General features: G+C 32.9%; 14 protein-coding genes. 11 read left to right on the top strand and 3 right to left on the bottom strand.

The window, feature by feature from the left end; translation table 11 throughout:
- The first annotated feature begins 5 nt into the window (after positions 1 to 5).
- From tenA to yidC, 5 genes are all read left to right on the top strand, one after another.
- Positions 6 to 695 carry a thiaminase II gene (tenA, locus tag MHI13_RS18105; protein WP_064210649.1) on the top strand — a complete coding sequence of 230 codons (690 nt, stop codon included), beginning with the start codon at positions 6 to 8 and terminating at the stop codon, positions 693 to 695.
- Positions 688 to 1,509, top strand: coding sequence for a bifunctional hydroxymethylpyrimidine kinase/phosphomethylpyrimidine kinase (gene thiD / locus MHI13_RS18100; RefSeq protein WP_064210648.1), 822 nt, complete (start codon positions 688 to 690; stop codon positions 1,507 to 1,509). Before tenA ends, thiD begins: the two co-directional genes overlap by 8 nt.
- Positions 1,502 to 2,290 carry a hydroxyethylthiazole kinase gene (gene thiM, locus MHI13_RS18095; RefSeq protein ID WP_002435520.1) on the top strand — a complete coding sequence of 263 codons (789 nt, stop codon included), beginning with the start codon at positions 1,502 to 1,504 and terminating at the stop codon, positions 2,288 to 2,290. Before thiD ends, thiM begins: the two co-directional genes overlap by 8 nt.
- A 6-nt stretch (positions 2,291 to 2,296) precedes the next feature.
- Positions 2,297 to 2,935 (top strand): thiamine phosphate synthase, encoded by a 639-nt coding sequence (gene thiE, locus MHI13_RS18090; protein WP_064210647.1) that lies wholly within the window; start codon positions 2,297 to 2,299, stop codon positions 2,933 to 2,935.
- A gap of 88 nt (positions 2,936 to 3,023) precedes the next feature.
- Entirely contained in the window at positions 3,024 to 3,896 is an 873-nt protein-coding gene (gene yidC / locus MHI13_RS18085) for a membrane protein insertase YidC (protein ID WP_002435877.1), read from the top strand.
- 58 nt (positions 3,897 to 3,954) lie between these two features.
- Here the strand turns inward: yidC and MHI13_RS18080 are convergent, their stop codons facing one another.
- Both MHI13_RS18080 and cls read right to left on the bottom strand, forming a co-directional pair.
- Positions 3,955 to 4,617, bottom strand: coding sequence for an HD domain-containing protein (locus MHI13_RS18080; RefSeq protein WP_064210646.1), 663 nt, complete (start codon positions 4,615 to 4,617; stop codon positions 3,955 to 3,957).
- A 55-nt stretch (positions 4,618 to 4,672) separates the two neighbouring features.
- Positions 4,673 to 6,157 (bottom strand): cardiolipin synthase, encoded by a 1,485-nt coding sequence (cls, locus tag MHI13_RS18075; protein ID WP_002435854.1) that lies wholly within the window; start codon positions 6,155 to 6,157, stop codon positions 4,673 to 4,675.
- A gap of 185 nt (positions 6,158 to 6,342) precedes the next feature.
- Here cls and csoR point away from each other — a divergent pair, with 185 nt between their 5' ends.
- The 3 genes from csoR (at position 6,343) to MHI13_RS18060 (ending at position 7,131) form a co-directional block, all read left to right on the top strand.
- Positions 6,343 to 6,636 (top strand): copper-sensing transcriptional repressor CsoR, encoded by a 294-nt coding sequence (gene csoR, locus MHI13_RS18070; RefSeq protein WP_064210645.1) that lies wholly within the window; start codon positions 6,343 to 6,345, stop codon positions 6,634 to 6,636.
- A 14-nt stretch (positions 6,637 to 6,650) separates the two neighbouring features.
- A complete protein-coding gene (csoZ, locus tag MHI13_RS18065; protein ID WP_023351364.1) occupies positions 6,651 to 6,857 on the top strand; it encodes a putative copper chaperone CsoZ in 207 nt (68 codons plus the stop codon).
- Between the two features lie 136 nt (positions 6,858 to 6,993).
- Entirely contained in the window at positions 6,994 to 7,131 is a 138-nt protein-coding gene (locus MHI13_RS18060; RefSeq protein ID WP_002435861.1) for an Lmo0850 family protein, read from the top strand.
- A gap of 55 nt (positions 7,132 to 7,186) precedes the next feature.
- Here the strand turns inward: MHI13_RS18060 and MHI13_RS18055 are convergent, their stop codons facing one another.
- Positions 7,187 to 8,398: an FtsW/RodA/SpoVE family cell cycle protein gene (locus MHI13_RS18055; protein ID WP_064210644.1), complete on the bottom strand. Its 1,212-nt coding sequence runs from the start codon at positions 8,396 to 8,398 to the stop codon at positions 7,187 to 7,189.
- 404 nt (positions 8,399 to 8,802) lie between these two features.
- Between MHI13_RS18055 and MHI13_RS18050 the strand changes: the two genes are divergently transcribed.
- From MHI13_RS18050 to cshA, 3 genes are all read left to right on the top strand, one after another.
- Positions 8,803 to 9,873, top strand: coding sequence for a D-alanine--D-alanine ligase (locus MHI13_RS18050; RefSeq protein WP_064210643.1), 1,071 nt, complete (start codon positions 8,803 to 8,805; stop codon positions 9,871 to 9,873).
- A 15-nt stretch (positions 9,874 to 9,888) separates the two neighbouring features.
- Positions 9,889 to 11,244, top strand: coding sequence for a UDP-N-acetylmuramoyl-tripeptide--D-alanyl-D-alanine ligase (locus MHI13_RS18045; RefSeq protein ID WP_064210642.1), 1,356 nt, complete (start codon positions 9,889 to 9,891; stop codon positions 11,242 to 11,244).
- Positions 11,245 to 11,547: 303 nt separating this feature from the next.
- On the top strand, positions 11,548 to 13,083 hold the full coding sequence (cshA, locus tag MHI13_RS18040; RefSeq protein ID WP_002435499.1) for a degradosome RNA helicase CshA: 1,536 nt from the start codon (positions 11,548 to 11,550) through the stop codon (positions 13,081 to 13,083).
- The last annotated feature ends 111 nt before the right edge of the window (positions 13,084 to 13,194 follow it).

Here is a 13,194-nt window from a genome sequence, read left to right as displayed (position 1 = left end):
ATTTAATGAAATTTTCACAAGAATTAAGGGAAGAAGCTCAACCAATTATTGAAAGAATTTACAATGATAACTTTATTCAAGAATTATTAGCTGGGACTTTACCTAAACAAGCAGTACGTCAATATTTAAGAGCGGATGCATCATATTTAAAAGAATTTACAAACTTATATGCCTTACTTATTCCAAAGGTTCACACTATGCAAGATGTAAAATTCTTAGTCGAACAGATTGAATTCATGTTAGATGGTGAAGTAGAGGCACATGAAGTACTGGCTGATTATATCAATGAATCTTATGAAGAAATTGTTAAAGAAAAAGTTTGGCCACCAAGTGGAGATCACTATATTAAGCATATGTATTATAATGCTTATGCTCATGAAAATGCAGCATACACTATAGCTGCAATGGCACCTTGTCCTTACGTCTATGCAGTTATAGCTAAGCGTGCGATTAAAGATCCTAAATTAAATAAAGATTCAATTACCGCAAAGTGGTTTGATTTTTATAGTACTGAAATGGATCCACTTGTTGATGTTTTCGATCAATTGATGGATCGTTTAACAGAAGAATGTACTGACAAAGAAAAGCATGAAATCAAAGAAAACTTCTTGCAAAGTACAGTACATGAGCGTCATTTCTTTAATATGGCTTATATCGATGAAAAATGGGATTTTGGAGGAGAAAACCATGAATAAACCTAAAATAGCATTAACGATAGCTGGAACAGATCCCACTGGTGGCGCAGGGGTAATGGCTGATTTAAAATCTTTCCATTCATGTGGCGTATACGGTATGGCAGCAATCACTAGCATTGTCGCTCAAAATACTCTAGGTGTTCAGAGCATTCATAATTTGGAAACAAGTTGGGTACAAGAGCAACTTGATAGTGTTTTTGATGATGAATTACCACATGCTATAAAAACAGGAATGATTGCGACTAAAGAAACAATGGAACTGATACAAAGTTATTTGAAAAAGTATTCAGATATTCCTTATGTTATTGATCCTGTTATGTTGGCGAAGAGTGGAGATTCACTCATGGACGATGATACTAAATCTCACTTACAAACTACCTTATTACCTTTAGCTGATGTTGTAACACCAAATATTCCTGAAGCAGAGGAAATTATTGGTTTGAAAATAGATAGTGAAGACAATATCCGCAAAGCAGGAGATATTTTTATCAATGAGATTGGTAGTAAAGGCGTTGTTATTAAAGGTGGTCATTCTGCTGATTTAAATAACGCTAAAGATTTCTTATTTACGAAGGACGATGTTTATACTTTTGAAAATAAACGTTTCGATACTAAACATACACACGGAACTGGTTGTACATTTTCAGCAGTAATCACTGCAGAACTAGCTAAAGGTCGTTCTATATATCAAGCAGTAGAAAAAGCTAAGTCGTTTATTTCAATGAGTATTGAACATACGCCTGAAATTGGTAAAGGAAGAGGTCCAGTGAATCACTTTGCATATTTAAAGAAAGTAGGTTTAGATGATGAATAATTTAGAAAGATTACGTTCAGAAAATCCACTTATTGTTTGCTATACCAATGACGTTGTTAAAAATTTTACAGCTAACGGGTTACTTAGTTTAGGAGCAAGTCCAGCAATGAGTGAAGCACCTGAAGAAGCAGAAGAATTTTACAAAGTGGCAAGTGCATTAGTGATTAATATAGGTACACTAACTCATGATAATGAAGAAGATATCATGAAAATAGGGAGAATCGCTAACGAACAAGGTACGCCAATTGTCTTCGACCCAGTGGCAGTAGGCGCGTCTTCTTACAGAAAACAATTTTGTAAGAGATTTTTAGAACAAATTGAAGTTTCTGTAATAAAGGGAAACGCATCAGAACTACTTACGCTTGTTGACTCTCAAACTACGATGAAAGGAACAGATAGTGATAGTTCACTTGATGCAGTTGAAATTGCTAGAAAGGCCCATAAAAATCTCGAAACAGCAATTGTCATTACAGGTAAGGAAGACGTTGTCGCACAAAATAATCAAATTGTTAAACTTGCTAATGGCTCTCCTCTTCTAGCTAAAATTACCGGTGCAGGTTGCCTTTTAGGAGGAGTAGTGGCAAGCTTCTTATTTAGAAATACTCGACCAGAAATTGAACAGTTAATTGAAGCGGTTAGTGTGTACAATATTGCTGCAGAATTAGCTGAAAATAAAAACCATGTCCATGGCCCTGGATCATTTTTACCAGAATTGCTCGATCAAATGTATCAAATTGATGAGACAACATTTGAAAAATATGTACATAAAGTAGAGGTTTAATCTTATATGTTTAGCTCAGAGCAATTACAAGTATATTTTATTTGTGGAACTCAAGATATACCAGAAAATAGAACCATTGAACAAGTACTTGATGAGGCTTTGAAAGCCGGAATCACTATGTATCAATTTCGTGAAAAAGGCCCATCATCTTTAATAGGTGAAGAGAAGAAACAGTTAGCAATAAATTTAAAACGAAAATGCAAGAGATATCACGTACCATTCATTGTCAATGACGATATAGAGTTAGCAAAAGATATTGATGCTGATGGCGTTCATGTTGGTCAGGATGATAAAGAAGTTAAAGATTTTGCTATGCAGTTTAGAAATAAAATTATAGGTCTGAGTGTGGGTAATTTAGATGAGTATCAACAATCGGATTTATCTCAAGTGGATTACATAGGTGTAGGGCCTATGTATACCACTTCGTCAAAAGATGATGCTAACGCTCCTGTTGGTCCTCATATGATTACAAAATTGCGAGATTATGTTGGAGAATTACCTATTGTAGCAATAGGTGGTATTAATGAAACAAATATTGAACCAATTGCTGAAGCCGGTGCTGATGGCGTTTCAGTAATTTCTGCAATAACTAGAAGTAAGAATATTGACAAGACTGTTAAGCATTTTCGTAAATACTTTAATTAATCAATATATTTTTCCACTTTTTGTTTTCTACTATAGTATGAGTATGATAAAATGAATCCTATGTGAATATTACAATAGAGGTGGAAAAATGAAGAAAAAAGCGTTACTACCTTTGTTTTTAGGGATAATGGTTTTTCTAGCAGGGTGTGACTACTCTAAACCTGAAAAGCAGGACGGATTCTTCTTTAATACATTCGTTCAGCCAATGAAACATCTCTTACAATGGTTAGGAAATGATGTATTTAATAACGACTATGGACTAGCGATTATTATCTTAGTTCTTGTTATACGTTTAATCTTGTTACCATTCATGTTATCAAACTATAAAAATAGTCATATGATGCGTGAAAAAATGAAAGTAGCTAAGCCAGAAGTTGATGGTATTCAAGAAAAAGTTAAACGTGCTCGTACTCAAGAAGAGAAAATGGCGGCAAACCAAGAATTGATGGAAGTTTATAAAAAATATGATATGAATCCGATGAAGAGCATGCTCGGTTGTTTACCAATGCTTATTCAAATGCCAATTATCATGGGATTATATTTCGTATTAAAAGATAAACTTGTTAATGGACTTTCTGATCATCCACATTTCTTATGGTTTAATTTAACTAAACCAGATATTTGGATTACGATTATTGCCGGTGTTCTTTACTTTGTTCAAGCATATGTTTCTAGTAAAACGATGCCTCAAGAGCAACGCCAAATGGGATACATGATGATGATTGTTTCACCAATCATGATTATTTGGATTTCATTACAAGCGTCATCTGCACTTGGTTTATATTGGTCAGTCAGTGCTTTATTCTTAGTAATACAAACGCATTTTGCAAATATGTATTACTCTAAACTTGCTAAAAAAGAAGTTCAACCTTTCATCGAACAATATGAAAAAGAACATAATCCGTCTTCTAATAAAAAAGGCAAAAATACGCAAGTTGTTTCTAAAAAGAATAAGAAATAGGTAATAAGAAAAGCCAGCAAATTAAATTATGATTTGCTGGCTTTTTCATATGTCAAATTTACAAATTTGTGTTGTTATTGAAATTCCATTCGTGTAAAAATTGTTTTAAGAATTGAAGCATAAAATGATGACGTTCTTCAGCAAGCTTTCTTCCAGTTGAGGTATGCATTAAACTTTTAAGTTTTAATAATTTTTCGTAAAAGTGCTTAATTGCTGAAGGATCAAATGCTTCAATATTATCAGTATGTAGTGATTCGAATGGCACGTTAGATTCAGTCCACATTGGTTCGCCGAAATATCCAGCGAATTGAAAAGTTCGAGCAATTCCGATTGCGCCTAGCGCCTCCAAACGATCAGCATCTCTCACGATTTGTCCTTCAATTGATAATGTGGCTTGATTGTTTTTCCCACCACGGTAACTCATATTTTGTATGATATGTAAAACATGTTGAATATCATCTTGGGTTAAGTCAATCGTTTCTAGAAAAGTAGAAAGTTTATCATATGCTTGTTGTTCATTCGTTATTTTGCTATCCACTGTGTCATGTAATAAAGCGGCAAGTTCTATAATCGTTGTATGTACTAAACCCTCATTTAAAGCGATATACTTTGCTAATGTATGAACCCGTTCTACATGCGCGATATCGTGCCCAGTGTGATCATCTTTATGAACCATTTTCATATAGTTACATGCGTGTTTAATTTTTAATTCATTTTCCATAATAGTCTCCTTCACATATTAAAAGGTCTAGGAACAACCCAGACCTTTCAATTTATTATAGAATTGGTGACAATAATTGAGAAATACCTTCTTTAAATTTAATCCAAGTACTGCGTTGCTCGTATCTTTCTTCTGTAAGTCTAGATGACACTTTCATATCGTTAATAAATGCTTGCTTAAGGGAGCGTGCGACACTCTCATCATAAATAAAGGCATTTACTTCAAAATTCAATGTGAAACTACGATTATCCATATTAGCAGTACCTACACTTGCGAGTTCATCATCGATGACCAATACTTTAGAATGTAGGAAGCCATTCTCGTAATGATACACCTTTACGCCGGCCTCAAGTAAAGATGCGACATTTTTAAGTGTAGCCCAGTATACGAATGGATGGTCTGGCATACTTGGAATCATAATATTGACTTCCACACCACCAAGTGCAGCAATTTTAATTGAGTCTAAAAATGCTTGATCTGGTATAAAGTAGGGGGATTGAATATAAATTGATTCTTTAGCTGATGATATCATTTTTAAGTAACCGTATTTGATTTGTTCCCAATCTTCATCAGGTCCACTAGAAGCGATTTGAATGCCGATTGTTCCTCCAGAATTAACATCAGGGAAATATCGTTCTTGATAAGTTAAATTGTCTCGGGTAGATTGTGAATTCCAATCTAAAATAAATCGAAGTTGTAATGCATTTACAGCATCACCTACAATACGTAGATGCGTGTCACGCCAGTAACCAAACTTCTTAGATTTACCTAAATATTCATCACCTACATTGAAACCACCAACATAACCAATTTTACCGTCTATAATAACGATTTTTCTGTGGTTTCGGTTATTCATACGTAAATTAATTAATGGCAATTTTGATGGGAAGAATGATTCAGCATGCCCACCTTTATTTCTAAAATGTTTTAAATCCTTTTTACGTAAGTCCCTCGAACCCATATCGTCATATAGCATTTTCACTTCAATGCCTTCTTCGGCTTTCTTTTCAAGTTCACTAAGAATTTGTTTCCCAAGTCCATCACTATGAAAGATATAGTACTGAATATGTATGTAGTCTTGAGCATTACGAATATCATTAATTAAATCATCGAATTTTTGTTGACCATCAGTATAAATAGTTAAATCATTATCAGTCGTTAGAAAGGCAGCATTATTATAAAGTAACATTTGCACCATTTCTTTAAATTTAACTATTTGATGGTTACCTTTAGAGAAATCTTGTTTCTTGAGCGCTTCCAATTGCTCATCGACAATCATTTCTAAACCGACTTTATCTTCTTTATTTAATTTAAAGATTTGATCTCTTTGGATTTGACGACCTAACAATAGATATAAAATGAACCCAATTAAAGGTAGAAATACGAGCACAAGTAACCATGCCCATATAGAATTAGCTGTACGTCTCTCCATAAAGATAATTGTAAATGCAAAGATCAAGTTTAAAATGAAAGCGCCAATTAAGATAACATTAATGATTATATTTGAATGGTGAAGCGCCATAGTAAAGACTTCTAACATATGGTACCTCCTTTGTATTTCTCATAATTTCGTTGAAGATATTCAAAAAAGTTTTAACTATACAATTATAGCATGAAGAATGTTGAAGATCATAGTCGGTTTTATTTTAAAAAGTGAATGAATCAATTGACTTAATAATTATTGAATAATACGATGATGAAGAATAAAGAAACGAGGTGACGCTTGTGACTGAAAATGAAACTGCACATCACTCAGAGCAAACGAAAGCAAATCTAAAGTCAAGATTAAATCGTATCGAAGGTCAAGTACGCGCAATTAATCGAATGATTGAAGACGATGTGTATTGCGATGATGTTTTAACTCAAATAAGAGCGACACGCTCTGCTTTAAACAGTGTGGCTATTAAATTGTTAGATCATCATATGAAAAGTTGTATTATGGATAAAGTGAATAATGGTGCACAAGAAGAAGCGATGGAAGAACTATTGGTTACTTTTCAAAAATTAATTAAAGATTAATGAGGTAGATTACAATGGAAAATGGAATTGTTTATGTTGCAAATATTGAGACTATAGAGGAAGAAAACCAATTAAAGACACGTTTAGAAAATATGATTGGTGTCGAAAAAGTAGATATTGATAGTAAAGTAGGAGAAATAAAGGTATTATTTGAAACGCCTGCGAATTTAAATAGTATTGAAAAAGAAGTATATGATTCTGGCTTTCGCGTGCGTTATTAGAGTAATGTTCAATTTACTTACATATAGCATATTTATAGATTTGTAAATAATTTTTTAAAATTTAAGAATTGATGTAGTAAAGTAGTATAAATTGGGGTATGATAATTTTGAAGTCAATCCAAACGAGGTGATTATAGTGAAGAATCCAGATAAGATTCAAAACGTAGTCAAATTATTGTCATCATTAGGTGTGAATATTAAAAAAACTAAATCTCGTTTAGATATTATTAATACTTTACCTACATCTAATCAAGTAAGTCATGAGTTAAAATAATTTGCTTAAATGATCAAAAGCACTCACTATGTGTGAGTGCTTTTTTGTTTGTAAATTATGCAGTTTTAGCAGTATCTAAAGTATCAGGTTCTTGATAACGCTTAGGTTCATGATAATAAATAGATAGAATGACACCTATGCCTGTCATTAAACTCCAAAGTGAGCTCCCACCATAACTAATAAATGGTAAAGGTATACCAGTAATTGGTAATAATTGAACCGTCATTCCAACATTTTGAAGTACATGGAAGACGATAAGAGAAACATACCCGATAATAAAGACTTTATTATATTGACTATTGATTTTGCTTGCTAATCTAATTAAATGAAACACTAAAAATAAGAATATGAGAATTAGCACAACAGACCCAATGAAGCCCATCTCTTCGCCTACAACTGAGAAGATAAAGTCTGTATGATTTTCAGGGATATAAACTTCACCGTGATTGTAACCTTTACCTATTAATTGACCAGATCCAATTGCTTTAAGTGATTCAGTTAAATGATATCCATCGCCACTACTATAAGTATAAGGATCCAACCAAGAATTAATTCGCCCCATTTGATACATCTTAATTCCTAATAGATTTTCAATTAATGTAGGTTTGAAAATGATAGCTAAAATAATACTAGCACCACCTACAATTGCTGCAATAAATATAGGTGCAAGGATTCTCCAAGTAATACCACTAACCATCATAACACCGGCGATAACTGCACAAATAACAAGCGTAGTACCGAGGTCATTTTGTAATAAAATTAATAGCATAGGGAATATTGAGACACCTATAATTTTTAAAAATAGCATTAAATCTGACTGGAACGATTTGTTAAAGGTAAATTGATTATGTCTAGAAACTGTTTTAGCTAGGGCTAAAATTAAAATAATCTTCATAAATTCTGAAGGTTGAATACTAATAGGTCCAAAGCTATACCAACTTTTCGCACCGTTGATCACAGGTGTGATGGCTGTTTCAGGTAAAATAAGCAATCCTATGAGTAAAATACAGAAAATGAAATATAAAATATATGTATTATGTTTAATTTTCTTAGGGGAAACTATCATAATCAGAAATGCCATAATAGCTCCGAGGATGTAATAAATAATTTGTCTAATACTGAAGTTCGCACTATATTGTCCGCCACCCATTGCAGAACTAATTAGTGTTACGCTTATGATTGCTAACACAGTAATTACCAGTACTAATATCCAGTCGACTTTACGAAACCAATGTTTGCTTGGTTGTTGACGAGATGAATAATTCATTTCCTACTCCTTTATAATCATGCGCGTATTAATATGATTTATGAATGATTCATTTGAAGCATAAACCATTCATGAATCTGTATAAAATCATAATTTAACGGTTAATAAATAGTCTACATTGATTTTACATGACTTTTTTTAAATTTGCTAGAATATCAAAGTGGCAAGTCGACAAATTATATAGAAATAAGCTTTCTTTTCCATTCAAAGGTAGAGGAATTAAAACAGTCACTAAAAATTAGATTTATTGATGGATTATCAAATGCAATTGATTTTAGAAATATGATAATATTAAGTTTCAGAGACCGTTATGTACATTGAGCTATACATAATAAATAAAATATCACAATTATTAAACAGATAAATGGCATATAAGCCGAGTAATTGTAATGGAGGAAAACGAAATGACAAAAGAGAATATTTGTATCGTTTTTGGAGGAAAAAGTGCTGAACATGATGTTTCAATTTTAACAGCACAAAACGTATTAAACGCAATTAACAAAGATCAATATCAAATAGATATTATTTATATTACAAACGATGGTGAATGGAAGAAGAAAGAAAATATTATTGATGAAATTAAATCTACTGACGAATTAGTGTTAAATAATGTTGAAGCGGGAGAAATATCACAATTACTAAGTAAAGGTAGTACTGGACGTTCTTATGATGCAGTATTCCCACTTTTACATGGACCTAATGGTGAAGACGGTACGATTCAAGGATTATTCGAAGTATTAGATATTCCATATGTAGGTAATGGTGTGTTAGCAGCTTCAAGTTCTATGGACAAATTAGTTATGAAACAATTGTTTGAACATAGAGGATTACCTCAATTACCATACATTAGTTTCTTAAGAAGTGAATATGAAAAGTATGAGAACAACATTATTAAATTAGTTAATGATAAATTAACTTACCCAGTTTTTGTCAAACCTGCTAACTTAGGTTCAAGTGTTGGTATTAGTAAATGTAATAATGAAGAAGAACTTAAATCAGGTATTGAGGAAGCTTTCCAATTTGACCGTAAACTTGTAATTGAACAAGGAATTGAAGCGCGTGAAATTGAAGTGGCTGTATTAGGTAATGATTATCCTGAAACTACATGGCCAGGAGAAGTTGTTAAAGATGTGGCATTTTATGATTACAAATCTAAATATAAAGATGGTAAAGTTCAGCTTCAAATACCAGCCGATTTAGATCAAGACGTTCAAATGACATTACGTAATATGGCGTTAGAGGCTTTTAAAGCCACTGATTGTTCAGGTTTAGTACGTGCAGATTTCTTCGTTACAGAAGACAACCAAATCTATATTAATGAAACAAATGCTATGCCAGGATTTACTTCATTTAGTATGTATCCAAGCTTGTGGGAGAATATGGGATTATCATATCCAGATTTAATTGCAAAATTAATAAATCTCGCTAAAGAACGTCATGAAGATAAAAAGAAAAATAAATATAAAATTGATTAATAGAGGATTTTAAATATGATTAACGTTACATTAGAACAAATCAAACATTGGATATCTTGCGAAATTGATGAACAATATTTAAGCCATTCTATCAATGGTGTAACTATTGATTCTCGTAACATTGAAAAGGATATGCTTTTTATCCCATTCAAAGGTGAGAACGTAGATGGCCATCGATTTGTTGCACAAGCTTTAAAGGATGGTGCTGGTGCTTCATTTTCAGAAAAGGGAACTGAGTTAAGCGAGGATATCGAAGGTCCAATCATTTGGGTTGAAGATACACTTAAAGCATTACAAGACTTAGCCAAAGCATATCTTAAATATGTGAACCCTAAAGTGATTGCAGTAACTGGATCAAACGGTAAAACGACTACAAAAGATATGATTGAGAGTGTCTTAACGACAGAATTTAAAGTAAAGAAAACACAAGGTAACTATAATAATGAGATTGGAATGCCTTTAACAATATTAGACTTAGATGAAGATACAGAAATTTCTATTCTTGAAATGGGCATGTCTGGCTTCCATGAGATAGAGTTATTATCTTCAATTGCTGAGCCGGATATTGCAGTTATCACAAATATTGGTGAATCACATATGCAAGATTTAGGTTCAAGAGAGGGTATTGCTAAAGCCAAGTCTGAAATTACTATTGGTCTTAAAGAGAATGGGACATTCATATATGACGGTGATGAACCATTACTAAAACCGCATCTCGAACAATTAAATAAAGCAAGATTAATAAGTGTAGGTTTAGGTAATAGTAATACGCTCGTATGTCATGTTGATGATATAGAAACAGAAGGTATCGCTTTTACAATAAATGATAAAGAAAGCTTTACACTACCTATCCTAGGTACGCACAATATGAAAAATGCGACGATAGCCATTGCGATAGGACATGAACTTGGTTTGTCATATGAAACAATAAAAGACAATATTAATCATGTTAAGTTAACAGGTATGCGTATGGAGCGTCACCAAACTACTAATAACGTAACTGTCATTAATGATGCTTATAATGCAAGTCCGACAAGTATGAAAGCTGCCATCGATACGCTAAGTAGTATGGAAGGGCGAAAAATCCTTATTCTAGCAGATGTTTTAGAGCTAGGTGAAAATAGTCAATCTATGCACGAAGAAGTCGGGGCTTATCTCAATAATAAAGCAATTGATGTATTATACACTTATGGTGATGAAGCACGATTTATTTTTAACACAGGTCAAAATGAAGTGCCTACTGCACAACACTTTGATGATAAAAGTGAACTGATTAAAGAATTGAAGACTATTGTGAAAGAAAACGATAAAATATTGGTTAAAGGTTCACGAGGTATGAAACTTGAAGAAGTAGTCGAAGCATTAATTTAATATTTTAAAGTAAATGAACATGCATATTTCAATATTCTCGATCTAAACGTTGATGAGTAAGTTGAAATGCATGTTTTTTTGCGTTGAAAATGATTTAAAAATTTTAACCGCTTACATCATGTGATGCGCTATCTTTTTTAAGAGTAATAAATTTAAAATTTAAGAGTAAAACAAAGAAAGTAAGTAACTGCTTTATTGCTATAATATTTTTAAGGTGGTACTATATAGAAGTTGATGAAACAAAAGTGAACATATATGCAAAAACGTATATTAAGAAATAAACACTTAAAAAGGAGAATTATTTTGCAAAATTTTAAAGAATTAGGGATCTCGGATAGAACGGTTCAAACACTGGAATCTATGGGATTTAAAGAACCTACACCTATCCAAAAAGACAGTATCCCTTATGCGTTAGAAGGAGACGACATCCTTGGTCAAGCCCAAACAGGTACGGGGAAAACAGGGGCTTTTGGTATTCCTTTAATTGAAAAAGTTGTAGGCCAACAAGGCGTACAATCACTCATTTTAGCGCCAACAAGAGAACTGGCTATGCAAGTTGCGGAACAATTAAGAGAGTTCAGTAAAGGCCAAAATGTTCAAGTCGTTACGGTCTTCGGTGGAATGCCGATTGAACGACAAATAAAAGCACTTAAAAGAGGACCACAAATCGTAGTAGGAACTCCAGGACGTGTAATTGATCACCTAAATCGTCGTACTTTAAAAACTAATGGTATTCATACATTAATTTTAGATGAAGCTGACGAAATGATGAATATGGGATTCATCGACGATATGAGATTTATTATGGACAAAATTCCATCTGACCAGCGTCAAACAATGTTATTCTCAGCGACTATGCCTAAAGCAATTCAAGACTTAGTTCAACAATTTATGAAGACGCCTAAAATCATTAAAACAATGAATAATGAAATGTCAGATCCACAAATAGATGAATACTATACTATTGTTAAAGAATTAGAGAAATTTGATACATTTACAAATTTCCTTGATGTGCATCAACCAGATTTAGCGATTGTATTTGGACGTACGAAACGTCGTGTTGATGAATTAACTAGTGCGCTATTATCTAAAGGCTATAAAGCAGAAGGCTTGCATGGTGATATTACTCAAGCTAAACGTTTAGAAGTCTTGAAGAAATTCAAAAATGACCAAATTGACATTTTAGTTGCCACTGACGTAGCAGCTAGAGGTTTGGATATTTCAGGTGTAAGTCACGTTTATAACTTTGATATCCCTCAAGATACAGAAAGCTATACTCATCGTATAGGTCGAACAGGACGTGCAGGTAAAGAAGGTATCGCGGTAACATTTGTAAATCCAATTGAAATGGATTATATACGTCAAATTGAAGATGTCAATGGACGTCGCATGAACGCTTTAAGACCACCACATCGTAAAGAAGTACTCAAAGCTCGTGAAGACGATATTAAAGAAAAAGTTCAAAACTGGATGTCTAAAGACAGTGAACCTCGTTTACAACGCATTTCAAGTGAATTACTTGAAGAATATGACAGCACTGAGTTAGTTGCATCATTGCTACAAGAATTAGTAGAAGCAAACGATGAAGTTGAAGTACAGTTAACGTTCGAGAAACCATTAGCACGTAAGAATCGCAATAGTAGAGGTGGCGGTTCAAGAAGAGGTAACAATAACAAACGTGGCAATGGCAAATTTGATAATAAAAATAGACGTTCAAAAGGGTCTAAAGGTCATTCAAATAAAAAGAAAAATAATAAAAAATTCGAACGTCGTGATAAACAAAATAAAGGTTCAAACCAATCAATGAGAGGCCGTACATTTGCCGATCATCAAAAATAATCGATGATGTTATTAACCAGTTAAGTCTATTGACTTAGCTGGTTTTTTTAGATTTAAAGCTTTATTTAGACCTATCACACTCTATGCTATAATGTGAGTAAATTAATTAAA

Source organism: Staphylococcus sp. FSL K6-0223, assembly GCF_038008285.1.
The sequence above is the reverse complement of the archived record's forward strand: the minus strand, read 5'-3'. Positions and strand labels throughout refer to the sequence as shown.

Excerpts from the sequence above, each read along its gene's own strand:
- MHI13_RS18080 (WP_064210646.1), bottom strand. The coding sequence starts at position 4,617 with ATGGAAAATGAATTAAAAATTAAACACGCATGTAACTATATGAAAATG.
- cls (WP_002435854.1), bottom strand. The coding sequence starts at position 6,157 with ATGTTAGAAGTCTTTACTATGGCGCTTCACCATTCAAATATAATCATT.
- MHI13_RS18045 (WP_064210642.1), top strand. The coding sequence starts at position 9,889 with ATGATTAACGTTACATTAGAACAAATCAAACATTGGATATCTTGCGAA.
- tenA (WP_064210649.1), top strand. The coding sequence starts at position 6 with ATGAAATTTTCACAAGAATTAAGGGAAGAAGCTCAACCAATTATTGAA.
- MHI13_RS18050 (WP_064210643.1), top strand. The coding sequence starts at position 8,803 with ATGACAAAAGAGAATATTTGTATCGTTTTTGGAGGAAAAAGTGCTGAA.
- MHI13_RS18055 (WP_064210644.1), bottom strand. The coding sequence starts at position 8,398 with ATGAATTATTCATCTCGTCAACAACCAAGCAAACATTGGTTTCGTAAA.
- thiD (WP_064210648.1), top strand. The coding sequence starts at position 688 with ATGAATAAACCTAAAATAGCATTAACGATAGCTGGAACAGATCCCACT.
- thiE (WP_064210647.1), top strand. The coding sequence starts at position 2,297 with ATGTTTAGCTCAGAGCAATTACAAGTATATTTTATTTGTGGAACTCAA.
- yidC (WP_002435877.1), top strand. The coding sequence starts at position 3,024 with ATGAAGAAAAAAGCGTTACTACCTTTGTTTTTAGGGATAATGGTTTTT.
- thiM (WP_002435520.1), top strand. The coding sequence starts at position 1,502 with ATGAATAATTTAGAAAGATTACGTTCAGAAAATCCACTTATTGTTTGC.
- csoZ (WP_023351364.1), top strand. The coding sequence starts at position 6,651 with ATGGAAAATGGAATTGTTTATGTTGCAAATATTGAGACTATAGAGGAA.